We start from the raw sequence: 25673 nt of genomic DNA on the forward strand, positions 1-25673 counted from the left end.
AATGCAGACACCTAACTTCGAACAATCAGGTTGGGCCCGCGTGGACATCAGCGCACCCGCCCAGGCGCGGATCGCCGAGGAGTTCGCGGCGGCCGGCGTGGCGATCGAAACGCTCGACATCAGCGACTACACCTCGGGATTCAGCGAGTGGCGCACGCTCGCCGAGTACGGGGGCGCCTACAAGAGCTACGCCGGGGACCTCGACTACTGCGTCCTCGAGAAAGCGCTCGAGCACTACCTGAGCGTCGTCGTCGCCGGCCCGAAGTCGGGCATGACCGCCGTCGATATCGGCAGCTGCCAGTCGGTGGTCCCGACGATCCTGCGGCGCGTGTACGGCGTGCGCTGCCTGGAGCAGGACCTCTCCTACCCCGCGGGCGTCCACGGCGACCGCGTCGGGAGCAGCGCGGACAGCATCCCGCTCGCGGACGGGTCGGTGGATTTCATGACGCTGCACTGCACGTTCGAGCATTTCGAGGGCCACGCGGACTCGGGCTTCGTCGCGGAATGCGCGCGCCTGCTCGGCCCTTCGGGCCGCGTGGTGATCCTGCCCCTGTACCTCAACGCCACCCATTGCAACGTCACGGGCATCACCGATCCGTCGGCCCGCGCGCAGGTCACCTGGGACCCCGACGCCGAGTACTTCTGCGAGATTCCCGAGTGGCAGAACCGGTTCGGCCGGCACTATTCCGTTCGCGCCGTGCTCGATCGCGTCATCGCCCCCGCCTGGCGCGCAGGGCTCCATGTGCGCCTCGTCAAGGTGGTGAACTGGAGCGCGGTGGACCCCAATCTCTGGCTGCGCTGGATGCTGATCCTCGAGCGTGCGCCGACGGCCGGCTCGCTGCCGGCGGCACAGCCCAATGCGCCGCACGAGTTGAGGGCCCTGCTCGACGAGGTGCGCGGACTGCGCGAGGCGGCGGCCGCGCAAGCGGCGCGCACCGAAACGCTGGGCCGCCGCATCGAGGACCTGATCGCCCGGAGTCCGAAGCGCTCCTGATGTCGCGCGTCCTGGCCCTGACGACGGATCTGCCGTACTTCCCGGGCAGGAACGGCCACGACCATTTCAACCTCCGCCACCTCGCCACGCATCACGAGGTGGGGATCGTCGCGCCCTGCTACGACTGGTTTCCCAAGCCCGGCGTCGAGAACCTCGAGAAATTCCTCTCCGCCTCCTTCCTGTGGCCGCGCCCGGCGTCTCCCGTCACGCTGATCGCCAACGAAGACATTGCCGGCGAGTTGCCGCGGTTCGTGCAGCGGCTGCCCGCAACGTTGCGCCGCCGCGTGCTCGATCGGCTGGTGGGCGTCGACGGCCGTCCCGATGACGCCTACGAGAAGCTCGCGATCCTCGCCAACTGCGCGCCCCAGTTGCTCGCCGCGCTCGCGAGCGGGCACTGGGACGCCCTCATCCTCGTACAGACGAACATCGAGCCGTGGCTCGACCGCCTGCCGGCGATGGGCGGCAAACTCGTGTACTTCCACGACGTGCGCTCCGACTACCTCGGGCGCGCTGTCCCGGTGGCAGGCATGGCCCCCATCTCCATCGGCCAGGTTGCGGCCATCCGCAAGCAGGAGGAGCGCGTCACGCAGCGCGCCGATGTCGTGGGGTTCGTCTCGGAGCTCGACCTGCAGCGTGCGCGCCGCATGTTCCCGATGGATGCCGTGGCGGGCGTGGCGCCCATCCCGGTCGACACGGCCTACTACCATCCCCCGCCGCCGGACTTCCAGCGCGATCCTCGGCCGATCGTGCTGTTCACCGGACACCTTTCGCACCCGCCGAACGTCGATGCGGCACTGCATTTCCTCGATGAAATCTGGCCGCGCATTCGCGCGCGCGCCCCCGACGCCGTTTTCCAGACCGTCGGCATGGTCCCCGCCAAGTCGCTGCAGGATCGCATGGCCGACACCGCGGGCGTCGAGCTCCATGCCAATGTTCCCGACATCCGCCCCTACTTCTGGAACGCGAGCGCCTACGTGGTGCCGATGCGCTACGGCGGGGGCGTGCGCCAGAAGCTCTTCGAGGCGTGGTCCATGCGCGTCCCCGTGGTGTGCACGACGATGGCCGCAGAGGGGACCGGCGCCGTCAGCGGGAAGCACTGCTGGCTGGAGGACACGCCGGAGGCATTCGCGGACCGCGTGGTGTCGGTCCTGCAAAGGAGCGACGCGACCCCGCTGGTGGACGCCGCAAAGGTTCACGTCGAGGCCCACAACTCCATTGCAAGCGCAGCGCCGCAGTTCGAGGCGCTGGTGCAACGCGCGGTGGCGATCAAGAAGCAGGCGCCGGTCAAGGTGCTGTACGACCTGCGCTGGATGGAAATCGGCAAGGCCGGCGGCATCGAGCAGGCCACCTACGAGCTCATCTCCTCGATCGGCCGCCTCGATCGGCGCAACGAATATCGCGTCTACGCGCCGCGCAGCACCTGCAGCGAGTGGGAAGTGCCGCGAGGCTTCAATATCCGCTTCGCCTATTCCGACATGGGCGAGCGCGGCGCCGAAGCGCTGTCGGCCTACTGCGCCAACCAGCTGGCCGAAGGCCTGGGGCGGCGTCCGGTCATGACGCCGGTGATGACCACCCTTTCCAAGTATCACCATCTCGACTTCGATCTCGTGCACGCAGTCGCGGGCTACATCCACCCGGACCTCCTGGGGTTCCCGAGCGTCCTCACCATCAACGACCTGCAGCACCTCCACTACCCGCAGTTCTTCACGCCGACCGAGCTCGAGGAGCGCGAGCGCCTCTACCGCGCGTCGGCCAACAGCGCGCGCCACATCATCTGCATCTCGGAGTACACGCGCCAGGACGTGCATCGCCAGTACGGCATCCCGCTCGAAAAGATGAGCACCGTGTGGATCATTCCCAGCCGATCGGCCTGGGTCGCGTTGCCCGAGCGTTCACGGCGCGACCTGCTGGCGAGCCTGGGCGTGACCGGCCGCTACCTCCTGTTCCCGGCGCATTGCTGGCCGCACAAGAACCACGCGAAGCTCATCGAGGCCATGGAGCTGATCGAAGCCGAGCTCCCTGCGGATGTGACGCTCGTCATGACCGGGCGGCCGTTTCCCGCCGGCCATCCCGCGGCCGCGCGCATTCGCGACTGGAAGCAGGGGGCCCGACGCGTTCGCCACCTCGGCTTCCGCTCGCCGCGCGAGATGCAGGCGCTCATCCAGGGGTGCACGGCGCTGGTCTTCCCGTCGCTCTTCGAGGGATACGGCATGCCCGTCGCCGAGGCGATCATCGCCGGACGGCCCGTGATCTGCTCCAATGTCACCTCCCTGCCCGAGATCGCGGGCGATGCGGCGATTACGTTCGACCCGAACGACGCGGCCGATATCGGCCGCAGGATCCTGGAGCTCGTGAGCCGTCCCGACCGCGAACGCGCACTGACCGATGCGGCCCTGCGCCGGCGCAGCCGCTTCTCGGCGCGTCGCATCACCGTCGAGACCCTCTCGATCTACCAACGTGTCTACAACGAGCTGTACGGCGACTGATCCCATGAAGAACCTCCCCAAGATCTCCCTCGTCGTGCCCTCGTTCAACCAGGCGCAGTTCATCGCCGAGACGCTGCAGAGCCTCGTCGACCAGGACTACCCGAACCTCCAGGTCGTGATCCAGGAAGGCGGCTCCACCGACGGATCGATCGACATCGCGCGCAGCTTCGCCGCGAAATACCCGGGACTGTTCCAGTTGTTCGTCGAGAAGGATTCGGGCCAGGCCGACGCGCTCAACCGGGGCTTCGCGCGAGTCGACGGCGAGATCCTGGGCTTCCTCAACTCCGACGACCTGCTCTTCCCCAAGGTGTTGCACCGCGTCGCCGCCGAGATCGATCCCGCGCGCGAGCGCTGGGTGGTGATGGGACGCAGCCTCTTCATCGGCGACGAAGGCGCGCGCTACGTCGGCGTGGAGCATCCGGCGGAATTCGTGAGCCACTTCGAGCACCTGGCGATCTGGAAGCGCGGCTACAACACCATTCCGCAGCCCTCGGTGTTCTGGCATCGCAGCGTGTGGGAGCATTGCGGCAGTTTCGACGCGCGCGAGCATCACGTGCTCGACTACGACCTCTTCTGCCGCATCAGCAAGCGCTTCCACATCCATCGCGTCGACGAGCTGTGGAGCCACTACCGGATGCACGACGCCTCCAAGTCGGCGCAGCGAACCGAGACCGAGGTGCTCGACCTGTCGATCCGCGTGAGCCGCAAGTACTGGGGCTCGTGGCTCTCCCCGCTGCGCTGGCGCTGCGAGGCTTCGCACTGGCTGCACGATCGCCACCTGCACGAGCGAGCGCGCCACCACGCCCGCAGGGCCGAGGAGGCGTTCGGCGCCAAGAAGCCCTTCACGGCAGCGGCCGAGTTCGCGCGCACCACGCTGTGCTCGCCCGTGATGGCGCGCGACCGCCTGCTCTATCCCTTCTTCCGGAACAACGCCACGCGAGTGCTGCGTCGCGTGCTCGTGCAGCCCCGGCGCTTCACCGGCCAGTATCACGACGGCTGGATCGGGCCCGTCTTCCGCCAGGATCTCGAGATCCCGGTCGATGTCAGCCACGTTCACGCCAATATCGCGTTTCGCCCCCAGCCCGGCTACACGTGGGTCATGGTCGAGCTGTTGTGCAACGGCCAGCGGTGCGACCAGCAGACCCTCTCGGGGCATGCCGACCTCAGCCTGACGGCGCCCGTGGCCGCGCATCGCGGCAAGATTGTTTCGCTGGAGATTCGCTCGAGCGCCTCGTTCTGCCCGAAACTCGTCCTCGGGGGCGAGGATGGCCGGGACCTGTCGCTCCTGCTGGGCGGGATCGTCGTCGAATAACAACGTGCCAACTTCCTAGGACGCAGATGCTATCCATCACGATTCCCATCTATAACGAGGAGGAGAGCATCCCCCTCCTCCACGCCGCACTCGTGAAGGTGCTGGAGGGCATCGGCAAGCCGTTCGAGATCATCCTCGTCAACGACGGCAGCTCCGACGGCAGCGAGCAGGTCCTCAAGGAACTGGCGGACCGGGATCCGCGGGTCAAGGTCATCACGTTCCGGCGCAACTTCGGCCAGACCGCGGCGATGATGGCCGGCATCGACCACGCTTCGGGCGACATCATCATCCCGATGGATGGCGACATGCAGAACGATCCGGCGGATATCCCGAAGCTCCTCGCCAAGCTCGACGAGGGCTACGACGTGGTCTCGGGCTGGCGCAGGGATCGCAAGGACCACTCGATCAAGCGCAACTTTCCGAGCCGCGTGGCCAACGCACTCATCTCCTGGATCTCGGGCGTGCACCTGCACGACTATGGCTGCTCCCTGAAGGGCTACCGCCGCGATGTGCTCAAGGGCGTGAAGCTCTACGGCGAGATGCACCGCTTCATCCCGATCTACGCGTCGTGGGAGGGCGGCAAGGTGGCCGAGGTTCCGGTCGCGCACCACGCCCGAGTGCATGGCCGCTCGAAGTACGGCATGGAGCGGGTCATCAAGGTGATCCTCGATCTCATCGTGGTGAAGTTCCTCGCGCGTTACTCCAACAAGCCCATCTATGTCTTCGGCGGGTTCGGCATCTTCGCGATCTTCGTGGCCTTCCTCGCGGGCGTGTGGGCCGTGTACCTGAAGCTGGTGGAGGGCGTCTCCTTCATCCTGACGCCCCTGCCGCTCCTCGTCGTGATGCTGTCGGTGACCGGTGGCATGAGCGTGCTGATGGGCCTGCTCGCCGAGATCATCATGCGCACGTACTACGAAGCCCAGGACAAGCCCGTCTACCAGGTCCGCAGCACCCTCAACCTCGACAAAGAAGCGCGCTGACCATGTGCGGTATCGCCGGCTTCGTGGGCGCGGGGGGCATGGCCGAGCTTCGCGCGATGGGTGACGCGATCGCCCATCGCGGCCCGGACGGCGAGGGCGTGCTGGCCGATCCCGCCCGCGGCATCCACCTGCTGCATCGCCGGCTCGCGATCATCGATCTCGCCGGCGGCGACCAGCCGATGTGGAACGAGGACGGCAGCGTCTGCGTGATCTTCAACGGCGAGATCTACAACCACGTGGCGTTGCGCGCCGAGCTCATCGCGCACGGCCACGTGTTTCGCTCCGATCACTCCGACACCGAAGTGCTGGTCCACGGCTACGAGCAGTGGGGCGATGCGCTGCCCGGACGTCTCCACGGCATGTTCGCGTTCGCCATCTACGACGTGCCGCGCAGGAAGCTGTTCTTCGCGCGCGATCGCTTCGGCAAGAAACCGCTCTACTACGCGTGCCGCCGCGGCCTGTTCGCGTTCGCTTCCGAGCTGACGGCGCTTCGCCGGCATCCGGGCGTGGCAGGCCCCGTGGATCGGGTCTCCCTCCAGAAGCTCTTCGCCTACGGCTTCATTCCCGCGCCGCGCACGCTGTACGCGGGCGTATCCAAGCTTCCGGGCGGACACCACATGACGGTCCTGCTCGATGCGCCGGAAGAAGCCCGCGTCGAGCGCTACTGGCAGTTCGCGATCGAACCGACCACCACGATCCCCCGCGATCCCGAGCGCGTGTGGGGCGAAGAGCTGCGCCACCTGCTCTCGCAGGCGGTCGAGCGGCGCCTGATGAGCGACGTGCCGCTGGGCATCTTCCTCAGCGGCGGCATCGACTCGAGTGCCGTCCTGGCCTTCGCGGCCCAGCACCAGCCTGCCAGGGACATCAAGACTTTCTCGATCGGCTTCCACGAGCCGAGCTTCGACGAGTCGGCGTACGCGCGGGATGTCGCGCGCCATTTCGGAACCGAGCACCACGAGAGGATCCTCGGCGTGGACGACGCGCGCGCGCTCGCTCCCAAAGTCCTTGCGCGCCTCGACGAGCCGTTCGCCGATCCTTCCATCGTGCCCACGTACCAGTTGTGTGAGTTCGCGCGCGAGAAGATCACGGTGGCGTTGGGCGGCGACGGCGGCGACGAGATGTTCGCGGGATACGACCCTTTCAAGGCGCTCGCGATCGCCGGTTGGTACGAGCGCCTCGTGCCGGGCGGGCTGAAGCCCGGCATTCGCAAGCTCGCCGACCTGCTGCCGGTGTCCGAGAGCAACATGGGACTCGACTTTCGCATCAAGCGCGGCCTTCGCGGCGCGTCCTACCCGCCGGCGCTGTGGAATCCCGTGTGGTTAGGGCCGATCGAACCCGCGGAAGCAACGGACCTCTTCGAGGAACCCGTGCGGCCCGAGGAGCTCTATCGCGAAGCCATCGACGCGTGGGAGGGCAGTGCCGCCGACAACAACGTCGACAGGACGCTCGAGTTCTACACGCGCTTCTACCTGCAGGACGACATCCTCGCGAAGGCCGACCGCGCCTCGATGATGGTTTCCCTCGAGCTGCGCTCGCCCTTCCTCGACAACGACCTCGTCGAGTTCGCCCGGAAGATTCCCCACCAGTTCAAGTACGCCAACGGGCGGACCAAGTCGATCCTCAAATCCGCACTACGCGGCGTGGTGCCCGACGCGGTCCTCGAGCGCCGCAAGAAGGGCTTCGGCATTCCGCTGACGCGCTGGCTGCGGACCTGGGACGAGAACGAATTTCGCGGCAACGTTCCCTTCCTGAAAAGCGGCTGGGTGGACGCGAGGGTGAAGGAACACCGCCGCGGCGAACGCGACCACCGTCTCGCCCTCTGGTGCGTGCTTGCCCTGCAGCGACATGCGCTAGACTTCGACCAACCTCGCAACTGAACACTTCCCCATGGATCTCGCGACCTACGCGGTCGAAGCCGAAGTCGAGCGGACGCACTGGTGGTTCGCCGGTCGCCGCAAGATGCTTCGCCGTTTGATCACCGGCCTGGGCATCGCGCGCGACGCGCGCATCCTCGACATCGGCACGAGCACGGGAACGAACCTGCGGATGCTCAAGGAGATGGCGTTCACCCGCTACGAGGGGCTCGACATGAGCGACGACGCCGTGCGCTGGTGCGACAGCAAGGGCCTGGGCAAGGTGACCCGCGGCGACGTCTGCAACATCCCCTTCCCCGATGCCACGTTCGACCTCGTGCTCGCCACCGACATCATCGAGCACGTCGACGACGACGGCCGCGCGCTGGCGGAGATTCGCCGTGTCCTGAAGCCGGGCGCGTCCGTGATCATCACGGTACCCGCGTTCCAGTTCCTGTGGGGCTTGCAGGACGATGTGGCGCACCACAAGCGGCGCTACCGCGGCGGGCAAGTCGATGCCGTCATTGCCGGTGCGGGGCTGCAGCGTCGCGCATCGTTCTACTTCAACTTCATCCTGCTCGCACCCATCTACGCGGCGCGGCAGGTCATTCGCCTCATGCGCATCCCGCTGCGCAGCGAGAACGAGGTCAACGGCCCGTTCGTCAACCGCCTGCTGAACTGGATCTTCGGGTTCGACGTCGCCGTCGCTCCCTGGCTCCACGTTCCGTTCGGCGTGTCCTACCTCGCGGTGGCCGTTCGCGAGCCCGGGGCGGAGACGAGGGTCGATTGAGCCTGCGTTCCGAAGTCCTCGAGACCCTCGTTTGCCCGGTCACGCGCGAAGCGCTGACCTGGAGCGACGAATGGGTCGCCAATTCGTCCCGGTCGCACCGCTACCGCATCTCCGAGTCCGGGATCCCGCTCTTCGCGGAGGAGTTCTGCTCCGCCGAAGGCCGGATCCAGCAGCATCACTACGACAAGGTGGCGGCTGCCTACATGGAGAGCCTCGCCTACCCGCATACGCTCGCCTATACGGAAGCCCTCGATGACGCGTTCCTCGCGCTCATGGAAAAGGGCGGGATGGGCCGCGTCGCGGAGATCTGCTGCGGACGGGGAGAAGCATTTCGCCTCCTGCGCGAGCGCGTGGGTGCCGGCGTTGGCGTGGACGTATCGATCTCCATGCTGGAGGCCGCGCGGCGCGAGCTCGGCGGCGAGCGCATCGCCTTCGTCCAGGGCGACGCCACCGCGCTTCCGATCGCCGATGGCGCCTACGACAATGTCGTGATGTTCGGCGGCATCCATCACGTCAACGACCGCGAGAAGCTTTTCTCGGAGGTCTTTCGCATCCTCAAGCCGGGCGGGCGCTTCTACTGGCGCGAACCGGTCAGCGATTTCTTCCTCTGGCGCCTGCTGCGCGCGATCATCTACCGGTTGTCGCCGGCGCTCGACCACGAGACCGAGCGGCCGCTGCTGTACCGCGAGACGGTGCCGGTGCTCGAGAAGGTCGGCTTCGAGCTGCGGCGCTGGGAGACCTATGGATTCCTCGGCTTCTGCTTCTTCATGAACAGCGACGTCCTCGTGTTCAATCGCGCGTTCCGCTTCATCCCCGGCATCCGCGCCATCACGCGCGGCTTCGCTCGCCTCGACGAGCTCACGCTGAAGCTGCCGGGCATGTCGCGCGCCGGACTGCAGGTGCTGGGCGTGGCGCAGAAGCCGGCGAGCGGCACGCCATGAAGATCATCCTCGCCTTCGCCGGCATGATCTCGCTCGCGGTCATCGCGAACCTGCTGATGAAGACGGGTGCCGTGATGGGGCGCGACGGCGGCGGCTCCTGGCTGGAGCAGGTCGCCAACTGGCGCATCGCACTCGGGCTGGTGAGCTTTGGGCTCGCCGCGATGCTCTACGTCTTCGTCCTGCGCTCCTTGCCGCTCAACGTCGCCCAGTCCTTTGCCGCGGCGCAGTTCGTGGCCGTCATCCTCGCCTCCGCTTTCATCCTGTCCGAACCGATCGGCACGGTGCAATGGGTCGGCATCATCCTCATCGCCTCGGGGATCGCCATCGTCGGATGGACCCAGGGCTAGGGGTGGGTGTACTGGCGTCTCCCTCCCGCGAGGCGGTGAGCCACCGAGCCGCGATCGTCGTGCTCGCGGTGATGGTCCTCGGCATCGTCTTGATCCGCGCTCTGCCGATCTGGACGATGCCGCTCTACCAGGACGATGCCGTGATCAGCGGCTATGCCTACGAGGCCGCGCTCGAGGGCAGGAGCCTGTGGAGCTACTGCGTCAACCTGGGCGAGAACATCCTGCGTTTCCAGGGCCGGCTCGCACCGGTGTTCGCGCTGGGCATGATGCCGCTCCAGGCCGCGCTGGAAGACAACGTCTTCCTCTATCGCGTCATCCAGGGCGCGGGACAGCTGCTGGCGCTTGGCGTCTTCGGCCTCCTCGTCAGGGCCATCACGAAGGACACGCTCGCGGCGCTGCTGTGCGTGGCGATCTACGTCGCGATCTACGAGGTGAGGGACTATCACGACCCTTCCCACGCGATCTTCCTCCTCATGCCCTACCTCATGGTGGTGGGCGGGTTGGCCTGCGTGTTCGCGCTCAGGAGCAACGAATCGCCAGCACCCTACCGGCCGTCCTTCTGGATGGTGCCGGCGCTCAACGCCGCGGGCATCCTGATGTACGAGATGGCGGTTCCCCTCAGCCTCCTGTCGTGCCTGTTGCTGCTGTTCGGCGGCGCATTTCCCTGGCGCACGCGTATCGCAAGGTCCGTGATCGCCGGGTTGCCCGTGCTCGCCATCATCGCCATCGGCCTCGTCGCGAAGGCCATGATCAGCAGCTACGAAGGCACGCAGATCGGCGTGCTCACACCCGCCGCGGTCGCGGCGGCCTACCAGAAGCATTTGAGCGCCGCGGTTCCGCTGTCGTATTGGTGGTACGACCCGCATGGCCTGATGGTCGGGCTGCTCAGGGGCACGCGCTGGAATCCTGAAGTGCTGTTGCCGAGCGCAGCGCTCGCGCTCGCCGTGGCGTTCGTGGCCTTCCACGCGCTGCTGCGAACGAAGGTCCGGCTTTCGCTCACGTTGCTGATGGCGGGCGCCACGCTGTTGCTGCTGCCCGCGATGCTGGTCTCCGTGAGCGCCAAGTACCAGCGGGAAGCCCTCATGGGACTGGGCTACCTGCACAACGCGCTTTCGTACATGGGCAGCGGCATCGTGCTCCTCGCCCTGCTGTCGCTCCTGTGCCAGTGGGGCGCGAGGCTTGGCCGGCCCGCCCTGCTCACCTGCGCACTCACCCTGTCGTGCGCCCTGGGCCTCGTGGCCGGAGTGACGCACCTGTCCTCCTATCGCGTGGCAGCGACGGTCAACGAGGGCTGGCGCTATCCCCGCGAACAGATGGAAGCCTGGATGCATCTGACGCGCAATACCGCTTCCGGAAAAGCCGTCGTCGCCATCGACAGGGACTGGCTGAACCGCTGGGAGTGGGCTCCGTTCCTGCTGCAGCACTGGGGCGTGAAGGGCCGGTTCACGACGCTGGCCGAGCTTCCGGCCTTCCGGACGAAGCAACCCGTGCCCGACGATGCGTTGGTCATCGTGCGGTCCTCCGGCAGGTCCCATCCGGCCGCGCTGTCGCACTTCATTGACGTGACCTCAATGGCCGGCCAGCGCCAGGTGCGCGCAGTCGCCATGTCGACGAGCCGCGAAAGACTCACGGAAGGCACGCTGAGCCTCGCGCGCGGGCCCCAGGCGTGGCCCTTCCCGAGTGCGGTCGAGCGCGGCAAGCACGGGTATTACTACCGTCAGGTCGTAGTCCCGGTCGCGAGCACGGACGTGCGCGAATTCTCCCTGGTCATCGCTCCGCCCGGCGCGACAGCGCGCTGAAGCTCGTTATTGCCTGACCAGCCAGAGGCTCCCGCCCGAATCGCCGGCGAAGCGGGGATCGACGGCACTCAACACTTCCGAATGCTTCGCGCCGAGGTAGGAGTTGAAGCGGAGCATCCTGTACGCGGTGTTGAACTGCAGGAACGCCCTCAGCAGGAAGCACTCGTTCCACGCCCGGCCCTCGAGGTACCACTCCTTCGGATACTCAAAGGGCCAGAAGATGTCGTGGAAGTGAACCAGGACTCCCGGCGCCAGCTGCGGTAGCACGCTGAAGACGAGATGGTTCACGTCGCTGCCCGACTTCGTGACGTGGGTGGAGTCGATGAACAGGACATCACCCTTCCCGAGGCCGCGGAAGAACTCCGGGGAAAAATCCTGCACGGGTTGCCGGGCCAGCGTGAGTTTGCGCGCGGCGACATCCGCCTCGCACAGCTCCATCAGGCGGTCGGGAAACGGTTCAATGCAGTGAACGTCGCATTCGAGCTTGAGCTTGTCGATGCAATCGAGCCAGCACGCCGTCGAAAAACCGCTGCCGACTTCCACGACGCGCCGCGGGCGAAAGGACTTCGCGATGTGCCAGACGGCGTTGGCGTCGCCGAAGCGAAAGAAGAAGTTGTCGTAGTAGTACCTCAACCCCGCCGTCTTCTCCGCGCTCCACGGTCCGACCGGATCGCTCTCGCAGGCGCGGCGGAACAACGCGAGCTGTTCGGCCTCGTTGAGGTCGATGCCCTCGACGTTTTCGTACGACTGGCAGACCGCGGCGTGCCCGCTCGCGACATCGTCCAGCAGCGGGTGGGGAGAATAGAAATGGCCGGGGGGCGCGAAGTTCATCGCCGCGGCGATCGTCGAATCGTAGGTCAAGGGGATGTTTCCTCTCGTGCGAAGTCGTTGCTGAGTGCGGTTTCGGGTCTAGTTCGGCGGGGGCGCGGTCAGCATCCCGCGCACGTCGCGAAGCGGGAACTCCCACACCACGACCTTGGGCTTGCCGGGCCCGTGGCGGGTGCTGAACTCGGCGTAGATTTCGTTGCGCCTTTTCCAGAATAGCTCGAACGCGAAGAAGGAGCCCTGGCCGGCATGCGGCAGATTCTGCACTTCGACGTTGTCCAGGTGCAGCCCGAGCTGCCACGCGAACCCGACGGGCTGCGCGAGCCACGTGTACTGCCCCGTGTAGCTCGTGCCGACAGCCGCGACCAGGCCCGAGGGCTTCTGGGGATAGGGGTAGCCGCGGCCCGCCTCGCCGTTCAGGAGCCTTTCGCGATACGTCCACACGGGCTTGAGCCAGGTGTTGAGCGCCGGCAACGGGTCGAACACTTTCGCCATGTCCCCCACGTGGTCGAACTCGAGATACGTGGGATCTCGCGGCACCCGGGCCACCAGCGTGGAACTGCGCGCGATGAGCTGGGCGGTCGCGTTCGCGGCGAGCTCGATGCCCACACCCGTCCAATGGCTGTCGCCGGGCACGAAGAGCAGCGTCTCGGGCCGACGGGCAATCGCGCTCCGGTACAGGGACTGCAGGTCGACAGCGGGAACGCCTTCGCGCGCCAGCTTCTCGATGAAGAATCCATGGACGGCGTCGGAGCGATCGGCGAGAACCAGGTCCCTGCTCAGGAGATTCGCTTCCCCGATCGGCCATCGGGCGAGCTCGCGGTGGGTCCCCAGCTTCGCCGGCACCGCGAGGACAACAAGCGTCCAGCCTTCCTGCTTGAGACGCTTTTCGTACGCACCGATCACCTGCGCGGCGCGAACGAGATCCGCCTCGACCTCGGGCGTGAGGCCCCGCGAGACCCACAAGTCGAGATTGGGAAAGAGCATCAAGGGCTCCTGTCCGCCCCAGATGGCCCATTCGACGACCTGCCCTCCCGCGACGCGAACGCTGTTGCCGGCTTCCCGGGCGAGCCTCACCGTGGAAATACGCGCGACGCTGCGCCGCAGGCGAGCCTGGTCAAGCTGCGGCAATCCGGCCGGCACCCACCCGCCGACGTTCTGTTCGGCATTTCGCTCGATGAGCAGCGTGGGAAAGCGCAAACCCTCGCCATACGGCAGGCGCAACCACGCGCCGCCGAGGAACAAGGCGGTGAGCGCGGCATAGGCCCAGACGACGGAGTTGGCGCGCATGCGTCAGATCAGAACTGGAAGTAGAGGAACGGGATCTCGCGGCTGCTCATGCTCACGAGGACCGCGAACACGAAAGCAGCGAACAGCAACCACTGGGTCCGCGCCGCGAATGCCCGGCCCGCCATGGGCTCCGCACCGACGACCCTCGGCTCGAGGCGCCAGAAGAACAGGAGCGCCACGACGACGAGCAACACGGAAGGCAAGTGCTTCTGCGCGAGCAGGGGAGTGAACTGCGACGCGAACCCGTTGAACCCCGTCATGCCCGCCAGCACGCCCGCTGCCTGCGAGAAGGTGTCGCTGCGGAAGAAGACCCATCCGATGACCACGAGCAGGAATGTGCCCGCCTGTCTCGCGAGCACGGGCACGCGCTCGAGCCGCGACTCGCCCACCCAACGTTCGACCACCAGCAAGGCACCGTGGTACGCGCCCCACGCCACGAAGGTGAAGCTCGCACCGTGCCACAGCCCGCCGATCACCATCGTGAGGAAGACGTTGAGCTGCACGCGCCAGGGCGCGCAGCGGTTGCCTCCGAGGCTCACGTACAGGTAGTCGCGCAACCACTGGGACAACGTGATGTGCCAGCGCCGCCAGAAATCGGCGAATCCGACGGCGCGGTAGGGAGAGCGGAAGTTGTCGGGGAAGCGGAACCCAAGGCACAGGCCCAGCCCCGTGGCCATGAGCGAGTAGCCCCAGAAATCGAAGTAGAGCTGGAAGGTATAGGCGAGCGCGCCGGTCCACGCCTGCAGGAAATCGGGCCGCGCGACCGCGAACCCATAGGGGACGAAAACCGCGAACTGGTCGGCGAACAGGCTCTTGATGGCGAAGCCCAGCGCGAACACCGACAGGCCGTGCGCGAGGCGCGGTCCGTCCCAGGCGGCGAACTGCGCGTGCATGTCCGGATATCGCACGATCGGTCCCGCGATGAAGCGCGGGAACATCGCGAGGAATGTCAGGTAGTCGAGCGGGCGCACCGGACGCGTGATGCGTCCGCGATAGGCGTCGATGGAAAAGCTCAGCGCCTCGAAAACGTAGAACGAGATGCCCGGCGGCAGCTCGATCGTTCCGCCGCTGCCGAAGTACGGCGAGAGCGCGGCCTGCAGCCCCTTCAGGGCCGGCACCAGCGTCGCAAGCCAGTTCAGGTACTTGAAGAGGGCGAGGAAGGCGAGCGCGTAGACGACGGCGCCGGCCACGGCAGCGCGCCGCACGCCGGGCCGGTCGGAGCGTACGGCGATGAGCGCGAAGCCATACGTCCCCGAAACGACCGCGATGAACAGCAGCGGCCAGAGCCAGTTGCCGTACGCGTAGAAAACCAGCGTCGCGACGATGATCGCGAGCTTCGCCACCGCCGTGAAGCGGCCACCCCACCCGGCCACGCGCAGCAACAGCAGGCTCGCGGGCAGGAAGTAGAAGAGGAAAAGGGGGTCGGTGAAAAGCATCGGCCGGCCGGCTCGGGACGCCTGGAGCGGCCGGTCAGTTCTGGATCTTCAGCGAGGTCAGCCCGAGGCCGAGCTTGCGAGTGTCGGGGTTCTGCGGCGAAACTTCGCCGGGGCGAATGGGTGCCGGGGGCACGATCTCGATCGTGTCTACATCGACGCCGCTGAACTCGACCCGGTAGGAGGCCTTGGCGGGATTGCCGAGGGTGAGGGTCCTCTCGACCGAACCGGCGCGAATTTTCACCGGCTGATAGGCGTTGGGCCCGAGGCCCGTGGCCTTGAGCTCGAGCGTGAAACTCTTGGGCAAAGCACGGTCGAATCGAAAGCTCGCAGCCGGTGCGAGATTCGCATCCGTCCAGCGCCCCCATGATTCCGCGCCCGACACGCCCTTCACCTCCTTCAGGAAACCCGGGAAGCCCGGTTTCGTGAAGTCGATGCCTTCCGCGAGCGTGGCCTCGTGCCGCGGACCCAGGGCGATGGGGGAACCCCCGGACGCGACCGGGGCCGGGGCCGCGGGGGCTGCAGCGGGCGCAGGCGGGCGCTTCGCGTCCGGCTCGTCGCTACAGGACGCCAGGCACGCCACGAGAACGGCGCCCTGGAAGACAGCTTCGGCGAAGGATTTCTTGTTCATGGGGAGTCGTTCGAGATGAGGGGCGGATTGTATCGTGCCGGCCCGCCATCTCCGCGGACTCCGGACGAGGTGGAAACGAGGGAATTTTCAGCACACGACTTGATGCAATTGCGGCAGCACCCTGGATCGCGGCGGGCGCACGATGTCCCAAACGCCCGAGAAGAATAGGCACACGTTTGTCGATGCGCACCAACGCCAGTCTCCTGACCGCCCTCGTGACCCTCCTCATCGGGATCACGGCGGCCCCGGCTGCGCCTCCCGCAGCGCAGAAGGATCTGCCGGTGCCGGATTTCGCGTGTCTCCACGAAGGCTTCAAGTGGTGGTACCCGACGTTCTCGGTCGCCTGCTCCCAGGCCGACCTCATCCAATGGGCTTCGAACCGGGGCACGACCTTGTCGATGCTCTCTCCCGTGCCGCCCGTGCTGCCGGATGGTTCGCTCGCGCAGGGCACGTACCGGGCGCCAAACGGCGATCTTGCCCTCTTCGCGCGCTTCGCCGGCGACACATTCCTGCCCATTCCCTACAGGACGCGTGCTGAAGTCCGCGCCGTTTACCTGGCGAGCATGGGCGTGGACGAAGTGCTCGCCGCATCGCCTCCAACCTTGGCCGCCGCGCCCGGTCCATGCGATCCGGTTTTCGGCATGGCGCTTCTGGGTACCGTGCCGACCGCCTTCAGCGGTTCGGTCCGCCTCTATCGCCAGTGTGCGACGAACCCATCCGGACCGTATTCGGGCAAGTCGATCCTCTACACGGAGGGACACGGCGGTTCGTTCCTGGACACCGGGGCCGATTTCGTCCAGTGGCTCTCGAGCCTGGGCTTTGACGTGTACCTCGCGGACATGCCCCTCTACGGAACCAACCAGGGCGACCCGGCGGCCCTCGTCCTGGACCACGAAGATTACGTGCTCCACGAGCGAGCGCCGGTCAGTCCCTTGTGGACCGAGATGCTGGCGCCGCAGATGGCGATCATCGACTTCATCCGGGCGCGGTCCAGCGGGCCGCTGGGCGTGGCGGGCCGCTCGGGCGGCGCCATGCTGGCCAACGGGATCGGCACGATCCACCCCTCGGTGGACTATGTGCTCTCGATCGCCAGCGCAACGCCCCATTCGATGCGCCTCGGATCGGTGTTCGGCCCGTTCGATCTGGGCGACTGGGAACAATGGAGCCCGCGCACCTATGCCGTGGTGGGCCACGAGGAGCTCATTCGATCGGCCGGACGACTCGGCGGTGTCTTCGCCTTCAGCGGCCAGGACCCCTGCTGCTTCCGCGTGGCCCCCGGCGACGGTTTCTACGAGTGGGTGACGGTGCCCCCCAGCGACGGACGCACGATCGCGCTCGCCGTCGATCCCGCGCATGCCGACCATTCCCTGAGCGAGGCGCAGAAGCCGGCCGTCCTCGCCTTCCTCGACGGCGTGATGTCCGCGCCGCATCTTGCGGTCACGCTCGCCGGCAGCGGCCAGGGGTTCGTCACCTCCAGCCCCGACGCCATCGACTGCCTCAGCGCCTGCGGGGCGACCTTCGCCCCGGGCACGCAGGTCACGCTCACGGCAACGGCCGAGGGTCCGGCATCGGTGTTCGCCGGCTGGTCCGGCGCGTGCACCGGAACAGGCGCATGCGTCGTCACGATGAACGCTTCCATGTCCGTGATCGCTACGTTCAACATCGCGACGATGCCGCTCACCATCGAGAAAGCAGGTACAGGAACAGGCCTGGTGGCCTCGACCCCCGCAGGCATCGAGTGCGGGGCGACGTGCGCGACCAATTTCGCGCTGGGCACGCTCGTGACGCTCACGGCGTCGCCCGATTCGGGCTCGGTCTTCCAGGGTTGGTCCGGGGCCTGTTCCGGAGTCAGCGCCTGCGCGGTGACGATGGATGCGGCGAAGTCCTTGACCGCAACCTTCGGTGCGCTGAACACGCTCACCGTGACCAAGTCGGGCGCGGGATCGGGCAGCGTGTCCTCGTCGCCCGCGGGAATCGACTGCGGGTCGGTGTGCGCCGCAAGTTTCGTGATGGGGGAGAACGTGGCCCTCACCGCAACGCCAGCGGTGAACTCGATCTTCGACGGATGGTCGGGAGCCTGCACCGGCACCGGCGCCTGCGTGGTCACCGTGGATGCGGCCAAGTCGGTGTCCGCCACGTTCTCGCTGACGCAGCTCGGACTCGCGATCGCGAAAGCCGGCAATGGCGCGGGCAACGTGACTTCATCGCCCGCGGGGCTCGACTGCGGCGCGGCCTGCTTCCGGGTCTTCGAGCCCGGGACAATGGTGACCCTCACCGCGACATCCGACCCCAACCACATCTTCGGCGGATGGACCGGCGGCGGATGCAGCGGCACCGGCCCCTGCGTTGTCACGCTGCTCGCAGCGACGCAGGTGACGGCCGCCTTCATCGATCCGCCCGCGACCGTGCGCCTCGCCAACCTCTCGACGCGCGGCCAGGTCCTCTCGGGCAGCGACGTGTTGATCTCCGGTTTCGTGATCGGCGGCAACCAGCCCAAGACGATCGTCATGACCGTCGCCGGCCCCTCGCTGATCGACCACGGCGTCACGTCGCCGCTCATGAACCCGATGATCACGCTCGTGCGCATGTCCGACAACACGGTCATCGGCAACAACGACGACTGGCAGTTCCAGACGAATCCGCAAGACCTCGCGCGGATCCAGGCGTCGGGCTTCGCGCCGGCCAACGCGTTCGAGCCGGCGATCATCGCGACACTCCCGCCGGGCGCGTACACGGCGATCGTGCAGGGCGTGGGCGTCACGGCGACCGGCATCGGCCTCGTCGGACTCTATGAAGTCGACAACCCGCACATGCCGCTCATCAACATCTCCACGCGCGGGCAGGTACGCACGGGCAACAACGCGATGATCGCGGGCTTCATCATCCACGGCATCGGCGAGCAGCGGGTCGTGATCACCGTCGCGGGCCCTTCGCTCTCGGGCGCGGGCATCCCGAACCCGCTCGCCAATCCGCACCTCACGATCGTTCGCTCGTCCGACGGCGCGGTGATCGCCACCAACGACAATTGGCAGGTCCAGGCCGATCCCTCGCACGTCGGCCTGATCCAGTCCGTGGGCTTCGCCCCGGCCAATTCGCTGGAGCCCGCGGTCTACCTCTCGCTGCCGCCGGGCGCGTACACGGCCATAGTGCAGGGCGTCGGGGGAATCGGCGTGGGCCTCGTGGGGGTCTACGCCGTCCAGTAGGGCCCGGGTTTCGATACTATTGGGCCGCCCACCGTCGCGTGGACCCATGAATCGCCTGGAGCTCTCTTGAAAGTCGTCATCCTCGCCGGAGGCCTCGGCTCCCGCATCAGCGAAGAATCCTCGATCCGCCCCAAGCCCATGGTCGAGATCGGCGGCAAGCCGATCCTCTGGCACATCATGAAGATCTACTCCGCCCACGGCGTGAACGACTTCGTGATCTGCCTGGGGTACAAGGGCTACATCATCAAGGAGTACTTCGCGAACTACTTCCTGCACACCGCGGACGTGACGTTCGACCTCGTGGACAACCGCATGGAGGTCCACCAGAAAGCCTCCGAGCCCTGGCGCGTGACGTTGATCGACACGGGCGACGCCTCGCAGACGGGCGGACGCCTGAAGCGCGTCGAGAAGTACGTCTCGGATGCGCCGTTCTGCCTCACGTACGGCGACGGTGTCGCGAACGTGGACGTGGGCAAGCTCGTCGCCCACCACCAGAAGAGCAAGCGCATCGCGACCGTGACCGCCGTGCGCCCGCCCGGCCGGTTCGGCGCGCTCTCCATCGACGGCGAGCGCGTCACGGGCTTCGTGGAGAAGCCCGCGGGCGATGGCGGCCTGATCAACGGCGGCTTCTTCGTGCTGCAGCCCGAGGCGTTCAAGTACCTCAAGGGCGGTGACCTCGACGTGTGGGAACGCGAACCGCTCGAGGGGCTCGCTCGCGACGGCCAGCTCGGTGCTTTCCACCACGAGGGTTTCTGGCAGCCGATGGACACGCTGCGCGACAAGAACGTGCTCGAGGAGCTCTGGTCCACAGGCAAGGCGCCCTGGAAGGTGTGGTGATGCTCGAGCCTTCAGCCTGGCGCGGCCGGCGAGTGCTCGTGACCGGCCACACCGGCTTCAAGGGCGGCTGGCTCTCGGTGTGGCTCGCGAGCCTCGGCGCGAAGGTCGCGGGCTATGCGCTCGATCCGCCGACGGTGCCCAGCTTCTTCACGGCGGGCGACGTCGCGACCTTGCTGGCCGACAACCGCGGTGACATCCGCGACGCCGGCGCCACGCGCCGCGTGATCGAATCATTCGATCCCGAAGTCGTCTTCCATCTCGCCGCCCAGCCCCTGGTGAAGGAAGGCTATCGGGAGCCGATCGAAACGTACGCCACGAACGTGGTGGGCACCGCAAGCGTGCTCGAGGCCTGCCGCCACGCGAAGAGCGTGCGCGCGATCGTCGCGATCACCACCGACAAGTGCTACGAAAACCGGGAGTGGGATCGCGCGTATGTCGAGGGCGACGCGCTCGGCGGCCACGATCCCTACAGCAACAGCAAGGCGTGCACGGAACTGGTGTGCGATGCCTATCGCCGCTCGTTCTTCGCGGAGCGCACGCCGCACGTGGGACTCGCCACGGCGCGCGCGGGCAACGTGATCGGCGGCGGCGACTGGGCGGCCGACCGGCTCATTCCCGATCTCGTGCGATCGGCCAACGCCGGAGCCGAGACACGCATCCGCTACCCGGGCGCGACGCGACCCTGGCAGCACGTGATCGAACCGTTGCATGGTTACCTCCTGCTCGCGCAGCGCCTGTTCGAAGCGCCGGGCGACTTTTCCGAGGCCTGGAATTTCGGCCCCGATCCCGGAGGCGACCGTCCGGTGGGTGAAGTGGTCGAGAAGTTCGCGAAGTTGTGGCCCGGGAAGGTGCGCTGGAGTGTCGACGATGTGCCGCATGCGCACGAGGCGGGCAAGCTCATGCTCGATTCGACGAAAGCGCTGGAGCGGCTCGGTTGGAAGCCGCGGCTTGGGCTCGATGAAGCGCTGCGCCTCACGGTCGAGTGGTACGCCGCCGCGCAGGGCAAGACGCAGGGCGTGCTGCGCACCCTCAGCGAAAACCAGATTCGCTCCTACTGCGCGGCGGCCTGAGCGTGGCGTCGCCCACGCGCGTCGAGGCCATCGCATCCTTCGATGGAGGGATGCGCATCGAGAGCGCGGTCGCGCGGCCCGATCGCTACCGATTCTTCGACCAGCTCGCCGGTGAAGGGCATTTCATCTCGCGCGGCGGCGGCTACTCGTATGCGGCGGCGAGCTTCGGCGCGGGCGCGACCTCGATCGATCATCGTTCCTTCAACCGGATCCTCGGGTTCGACACGGCGACGGGTCACGTCCACGTCGAGGCCGGCCTCACGCTCGGCGACCTGTTTGCATTCCTTCGCTCGCGCGGCTGGTACCTGCCGACGCAGCCGGGATTTCCCGCCATCACGGTCGGCGGTTGCATCGCGGCCGAGTGCCACGGCAAGAACCAGCTGCGCGACGGCTGCTTCTCGGCGCAGGTCGCGAGCCTCGAGCTCTTCCACCCAGCCCACGGGACGATGACGCTTTCGCGAACGCAGAACGCCGCGCTGTTCGAGCTCACGTGCGGCGGCTTCGGGCTGACCGGATGCATCCTGAGTGCGACGCTGATCGCGCGGCCCATCGAGGGATCGCAGGTGGAAGTGCGCACGGAAGCGGTCGACGATGCGCGCGCGCTCCCCGCGGTCCTCAGGCGCCACGCGGAATCCGCGGACTTCGCCTACAGCTGGCACGACTTCAACACGTCGGCACCGGGTCCGGGATTCGTCATGAGCGGAACGCGCGCCGGCGCGCCCGACAAGGCGGCGAGCACGCCGCGAGCCAGCGACCTGCGCTGGGACACGCGCAGCGCCTTTCCCGTGGCCGGCTGGAATGGCCCGACCGCTTCCCTCGCGACCGCACTCTATCGCCACCTCTCGCTGCGCGAGCGTTCACCCCGGAGCGTGCCGCTCTTCGATGCGATGTTTCCCCTCGCGACGAAGGGTGCGGCGTACTTCAAGCTCTTCGGCGCGCGCGGCTTCTGCGAGTTCCAGGCGGTGATTCCCGAGTCCGCCTTCGCGCCGTTCTGCGACGCCGTGTGGTCGCGCGTACGCAGCAAACCCATTCCCATCACGCTCGCCTCGGCGAAACTCTTCGGCGGGGACCAGCGATTCCTTCGCTTCGCGGGCAGCGGCGTGAACTTCGCGCTCGACTTTCCGCGCACCGAGGCCGCGCCCGCGTTCCTCGAGTTCCTCGACGGCCTCACGCTCGAGATGGGACTCGTGCCGAACGCGATCAAGGATTCACGCCTGCCCGCGGCCGTTGCGCGCCGTGCGTTCCCCGGCTACGACGCATTCGCCGAGCAACTGCGTGCGTTCGATCCGAAGCGCACGTTCCGCTCGGAAATGTCCGAAAGGCTCGGCCTGTGAAGGCGCTCATCGTCGGCGCGACGGCGGGCCTGGGGCGGGCGCTGGCCGAATGCCTCGCGGCGAAGAAGATCGATCTCTTCCTCGTCGCGAGTGATGAGCGTGACTTGCGCGCCCTGGCGAGCCACCTCGAGCTCACGCACGGCATCGCGGTGCGCACGTTGGCGCGTAGCGTGACCGCGGAAGCCGGCTGGGCGAGCGAAGTTCGCGCGCTCGCCGAGAAGGACGCGCCCGTGGACTACCTGCTGTTTCCGGTCGGCGCCTCGCGCGACGACGACACCGGCATGCTCGCCGACGATCGCGCGCTCGAGCTCTTCGGCGCGAACCTCATCGGCATCACGCATCTCGCCGGCGCATTCCTGCCGGGCATGCTCGCGCGCAAATCCGGATGCATCGCCGGGTTCGGCTCGATCGCCGCAGCGCGCGGACGCGCGAAGAACGTCATCTACTCAGCCTCGAAGAGCGCGCTGCGCACCTATTTCGAAAGCCTGATGCACATCGGGGCAGCGCACGGCCTTCGCGTGCATTTCTACGTGATCGGCTATCTCGACACGCAGCAGTCCTACGGCAAGCGCCTGCCGCTGCCCGTCGCCTCGCCCGCTTCCGTGGCCGAGCGTGTCGTCGCCTCGCTCGACGGCCGGAGCCATGTCGCGCACCTGCCGCGCTTCTGGTTCCTGGTCGAGGCGATCGTGCGGGCGGTGCCGTTCTTCGTCTACCGGATGATGGCGCGGCGCGCGTGAGCGAATCCCCGAACGACGCGGATCCCGCGATCGAGGTCGAGCAGCCCGCGAAGGCCCGCCATCCGATCTTCCTCGTGCTGAAGATCGCGGTCACGCTGGGCCTGGTGGCGCTCCTGGTTTCCAAGATCGACATCGCGGCGGTGACCGCGCGCGTGGCCAACGCCGATCCCGCGTGGCTCGCCGCCGCGGTTGCCCTGCTCGCCGCGCAACTCGTCGCGAGCGGCCTGCGCTGGCGGCGCATCGCGCTTCGCCTCGGGCTGCCGATGACCCGCCGCATGGCGGTGCGCCTGGCCATGGTGGGCCAGTTCTTCAGCCAGGCGATGCCCGCGGCAATCGGCGGCGACGTGGTCCGCGCGTGGCTTGCTTCGCGCGAGAGCGGCAACCTCGGCGCATCGGTATCGTCGGTCCTCTCGGACCGCGCGATCGCATTCGTGGTCCTGCTGCTCACCGCGTCCGTGGGCCAGGTGCTCGCGTCGAGTCTCGTGTCCGACAGCCGCGCCCTCGAGGCACTGCGCCTGTTCGTCTGGGCGCTCACGGCGATCGCCATCGCCGGCCTCGCCCTCGGACCCATCGTCGTCGCGCCGCTCGCGAAGTTCAAGTTCGGCGCTCGCCTGCGCCGCGTGCTTGCCGATGCGCGCTCGATCGTCAGTCCGCCCTGGAACAAGGCCGCGGCGACCGGGTTGATCTCGGTCTTCGTGCAGCTGTCCCTCGTGGCGTGCGCTTTCTGCATCGCGCGCGCCCTCGCCCTGCCGCTCACCTTCATGGGTTGCCTGGTGATGATCCCGCCGGTGCTCATCACCACGATCATCCCGGTGTCGATCGGCGGGTGGGGTGTCCGCGAAAGCGCGATGGTCGTGGGTCTCGGGATGCTCGGCGTGCAATCGGATGGCGCGCTCGCCCTGTCCATCCTTTACGGCCTCGGAAACCTCGTGATCGCGGTGCCCGGTGGAATCGTGTGGGTCGCCACCCACGGCCTGCAGCCGGCTAGAAGCGGGCCGTAAGCGCCATCACGAACTTGTCCTCTGCGCCGGCAACCGGCTGCAGCAGCGACTTGGGCAGCGTCGCCTGGGGAACGAACAAGGGAATTCCGATCGGCGCGGCCGTGTCGCCGCCGGGCTGCGCGGTGAAGTCGAGCGCGAATTCGCGGTACTCGGGTGCCGTCGGTGCGGCGAGCGACAACTGCACGTTCGACCAGTCGCGCAATTCGCCGGCGTTCAGGGTCCCGCGATCGAGATCGGTCCAGCCCGAGGCATTCTTGCCGCGAAGCTTCCACGCCACCGTGTACGTCGTCGGCACCTTGCCCCACGTCACGACCTGGAACGAAAGGACGCTCAGCCCCGCATGCGTCGTGCGGAATTCCTGCGTCACGATGCGGTCGGCCGTGATGGCCTCGGCATTGGCGAGCGTCGCCGACCCGAGCTTCGCGTTGAGCACGCGCGCGAATCGATAGGGGCCGAGCTTGTACTTCTTCAACTTGTCGCGCAGCGCCTGAACCGCCGGCCCGTCGGGATAGACGATCGCGTCGTCCGCGGTCGGCACGCCTTCGGGATTGAAGGCATTGGCGAGTTGCTGGTCGAGCAGGTTCGCCTCGCGATAGATGTGGACCCCGCGGTAATAGCTGTTGATCGAGATTCCCATGAACACGACAAGCGCGCACGCGGCGAAGCGTGGGCCCAGGTGAAGAAGCGAGAGCCCCCTGCGCAGGTACGAGCCCGGCGCGCCGGTCGCGGCGTAATAGTAGAGGACGCCGAACAGCGGAAAGCTCGCGAAGATCGCGTAGCGGCTGGCGATCGAGTACCCGATCCCGTGCGCGTCGAACGCAACCCGGCCCCACGCCGTGGCCGCGGCCGAAACGAGACCGATGCCCACGAAGAGATAAAGGACCATCGCGGCGGGCTCGCGGCGGCGCATGCCGGCCCACCCGCTTTTCAGTGCGTCGGCCGTGACGAGGAGTACGACGCCGCCGATCGCCGCCGCCCAGATCAGCGTGTTGGAGCTGCGGAACAGTTCCTTGAACGGGAAATAGATCAGGTGCGCGAGCGGTGAGCCGATGTACGCGACCACGAAGCCCGTCAGCTCGATGATGCCGCGAGAGCCGGTCGCGGGTTCCTTCGGAAGCCCGGGCATGTAAAGCGCCAGGGCGAGGATGAGGTTGAGGATCCAGAAGACGGCCCAGCGACCGGGCTTGCGCCAGGGCACGGCCGACGCCTGCATGACCATCGCCGCGACCAGGAACACGAAGAGCCCGTTGGTCAGCGTGTAGGTCGCGAGCCATGCGCAGGCGGCCGCCGCCACGTTGCGCTTCCAGGAAGCGGCGTGGGGCGCGAGCAGCGCGATGGCACCGACCATCAACAAGTTGGCGAGCGTGAGCGGCAGCATCATCGACCACCAATGGTTGTGATGCCCCACCGGCGAAAACAGCAGGACGCCCGCGATCGCCGCCGTGACCGCCGCATGCAGGCGGCGTCCGGGTGCGATGACGCGCACGATGATCCACAGATGGACCGCCCACGTCGCGAGGCCGACGCCGATCATGTAGATGTACTCGGAGCGGATGTCCCACCGGGTGAGCACCGCGTTGGCCACGTAGATCAGGCGATACAGGAAGGGTCGCGTGTGGTTGTGCGGCGCGAACAGGTCCCAGAAGCTCAGGGTCCCGTCGTAGTAGGCGACGATGAATCTCGCGAGCTCCACGTGATCCCAGTGCGGATGCGTGACCGCGGAGTACTGCGTCATCGCGATGAAGTATATGGCCGGCGAGACGATCGCGAGCGCGAGGCCCGCCTGGATCCAACGGGAAGTGCGAATCAT

The 25673-nt window shown here is 67.2% G+C and carries 20 protein-coding genes; 15 read left to right on the top strand and 5 right to left on the bottom strand.

Going from position 1 to position 25673, the window contains the following annotated elements; translation table 11 throughout:
• Nucleotide 1: 1 nt before the first annotated feature.
• From DSM104440_RS16760 to DSM104440_RS16800, 9 genes are read left to right on the top strand one after another with little or no spacing between them, the layout of a single operon-like run.
• Nucleotides 2–994: a methyltransferase domain-containing protein gene (locus tag DSM104440_RS16760; RefSeq protein ID WP_171164644.1), complete on the top strand. Its 993-nt coding sequence runs from the start codon at nt 2–4 to the stop codon at nt 992–994.
• Entirely contained in the window at nt 994–3480 is a 2487-nt protein-coding gene (locus tag DSM104440_RS16765) for a glycosyltransferase (protein WP_171164646.1), read from the top strand. The genes DSM104440_RS16760 and DSM104440_RS16765 overlap by 1 nt, the downstream gene beginning before the upstream one ends.
• A 4-nt stretch (nt 3481–3484) precedes the next feature.
• Complete coding sequence (locus DSM104440_RS16770; protein WP_171164648.1) at nt 3485–4792, top strand: glycosyltransferase family 2 protein; 1308 nt, start codon at nt 3485–3487, stop codon at nt 4790–4792.
• Nucleotides 4793–4818: 26 nt separating this feature from the next.
• Nucleotides 4819–5772 (top strand): glycosyltransferase family 2 protein, encoded by a 954-nt coding sequence (locus DSM104440_RS16775; RefSeq protein ID WP_171164650.1) that lies wholly within the window; start codon nt 4819–4821, stop codon nt 5770–5772.
• A gap of 2 nt (nt 5773–5774) precedes the next feature.
• Nucleotides 5775–7649 carry an asparagine synthase (glutamine-hydrolyzing) gene (gene asnB, locus DSM104440_RS16780; RefSeq protein WP_171164652.1) on the top strand — a complete coding sequence of 625 codons (1875 nt, stop codon included), beginning with the start codon at nt 5775–5777 and terminating at the stop codon, nt 7647–7649.
• A gap of 10 nt (nt 7650–7659) precedes the next feature.
• Complete coding sequence (locus DSM104440_RS16785; RefSeq protein ID WP_171164654.1) at nt 7660–8415, top strand: class I SAM-dependent methyltransferase; 756 nt, start codon at nt 7660–7662, stop codon at nt 8413–8415.
• A complete protein-coding gene (locus DSM104440_RS16790) occupies nt 8412–9356 on the top strand; it encodes a class I SAM-dependent methyltransferase (protein ID WP_171164656.1) in 945 nt (314 codons plus the stop codon). The genes DSM104440_RS16785 and DSM104440_RS16790 overlap by 4 nt, the downstream gene beginning before the upstream one ends.
• On the top strand, nt 9353–9703 hold the full coding sequence (locus DSM104440_RS16795) for an EamA family transporter (protein WP_171164658.1): 351 nt from the start codon (nt 9353–9355) through the stop codon (nt 9701–9703). The genes DSM104440_RS16790 and DSM104440_RS16795 overlap by 4 nt, the downstream gene beginning before the upstream one ends.
• 35 nt (nt 9704–9738) lie before the next feature.
• Nucleotides 9739–11502 carry a hypothetical protein gene (locus DSM104440_RS16800; protein WP_171164660.1) on the top strand — a complete coding sequence of 588 codons (1764 nt, stop codon included), beginning with the start codon at nt 9739–9741 and terminating at the stop codon, nt 11500–11502.
• 6 nt (nt 11503–11508) lie between these two features.
• Here DSM104440_RS16800 and DSM104440_RS16805 read toward each other — a convergent pair whose 3' ends face one another.
• Genes DSM104440_RS16805 through DSM104440_RS16820 form a run of 4 tightly spaced genes read right to left on the bottom strand, consistent with a single transcriptional unit; the run spans nt 11509 to nt 15681 of the window.
• Nucleotides 11509–12363 carry a class I SAM-dependent methyltransferase gene (locus tag DSM104440_RS16805; protein ID WP_171164662.1) on the bottom strand — a complete coding sequence of 285 codons (855 nt, stop codon included), beginning with the start codon at nt 12361–12363 and terminating at the stop codon, nt 11509–11511.
• A gap of 48 nt (nt 12364–12411) precedes the next feature.
• Nucleotides 12412–13617: an alginate O-acetyltransferase AlgX-related protein gene (locus DSM104440_RS16810; RefSeq protein ID WP_171164664.1), complete on the bottom strand. Its 1206-nt coding sequence runs from the start codon at nt 13615–13617 to the stop codon at nt 12412–12414.
• Between the two features lie 8 nt (nt 13618–13625).
• Nucleotides 13626–15053 (bottom strand): MBOAT family O-acyltransferase, encoded by a 1428-nt coding sequence (locus DSM104440_RS16815; protein ID WP_171164666.1) that lies wholly within the window; start codon nt 15051–15053, stop codon nt 13626–13628.
• 34 nt (nt 15054–15087) lie between these two features.
• Entirely contained in the window at nt 15088–15681 is a 594-nt protein-coding gene (locus DSM104440_RS16820; RefSeq protein WP_171159567.1) for a DUF7024 domain-containing protein, read from the bottom strand.
• A 215-nt stretch (nt 15682–15896) separates the two neighbouring features.
• Here DSM104440_RS16820 and DSM104440_RS16825 point away from each other — a divergent pair, with 215 nt between their 5' ends.
• From DSM104440_RS16825 to DSM104440_RS16850, 6 genes are all read left to right on the top strand, one after another.
• Entirely contained in the window at nt 15897–18884 is a 2988-nt protein-coding gene (locus DSM104440_RS16825) for an InlB B-repeat-containing protein (protein ID WP_212758112.1), read from the top strand.
• A gap of 66 nt (nt 18885–18950) precedes the next feature.
• Nucleotides 18951–19721 carry a glucose-1-phosphate cytidylyltransferase gene (gene rfbF, locus DSM104440_RS16830; RefSeq protein ID WP_171164670.1) on the top strand — a complete coding sequence of 257 codons (771 nt, stop codon included), beginning with the start codon at nt 18951–18953 and terminating at the stop codon, nt 19719–19721.
• Entirely contained in the window at nt 19721–20791 is a 1071-nt protein-coding gene (gene rfbG, locus DSM104440_RS16835) for a CDP-glucose 4,6-dehydratase (RefSeq protein ID WP_171164672.1), read from the top strand. The genes rfbF and rfbG overlap by 1 nt, the downstream gene beginning before the upstream one ends.
• 2 nt (nt 20792–20793) lie before the next feature.
• Nucleotides 20794–22125: an FAD-binding oxidoreductase gene (locus DSM104440_RS16840; RefSeq protein WP_171164674.1), complete on the top strand. Its 1332-nt coding sequence runs from the start codon at nt 20794–20796 to the stop codon at nt 22123–22125.
• Nucleotides 22122–22862: an SDR family NAD(P)-dependent oxidoreductase gene (locus tag DSM104440_RS16845; RefSeq protein ID WP_171164677.1), complete on the top strand. Its 741-nt coding sequence runs from the start codon at nt 22122–22124 to the stop codon at nt 22860–22862. Before DSM104440_RS16840 ends, DSM104440_RS16845 begins: the two co-directional genes overlap by 4 nt.
• The gene (locus DSM104440_RS16850; RefSeq protein WP_171164679.1) at nt 22859–23863 is read left to right on the top strand and encodes a lysylphosphatidylglycerol synthase transmembrane domain-containing protein; all 1005 of its coding nucleotides are present in this window, start codon (nt 22859–22861) and stop codon (nt 23861–23863) included. The genes DSM104440_RS16845 and DSM104440_RS16850 overlap by 4 nt, the downstream gene beginning before the upstream one ends.
• Here the strand turns inward: DSM104440_RS16850 and DSM104440_RS16855 are convergent.
• Nucleotides 23847–25673, bottom strand: coding sequence for a hypothetical protein (locus DSM104440_RS16855; protein WP_212758113.1), 1827 nt, complete (start codon nt 25671–25673; stop codon nt 23847–23849). The two genes, DSM104440_RS16850 and DSM104440_RS16855, sit on opposite strands and share 17 nt — an antisense overlap.

The organism is Usitatibacter palustris, from assembly GCF_013003985.1.
Classification (GTDB): Bacteria; Pseudomonadota; Gammaproteobacteria; order Burkholderiales; family Usitatibacteraceae; genus Usitatibacter; species Usitatibacter palustris.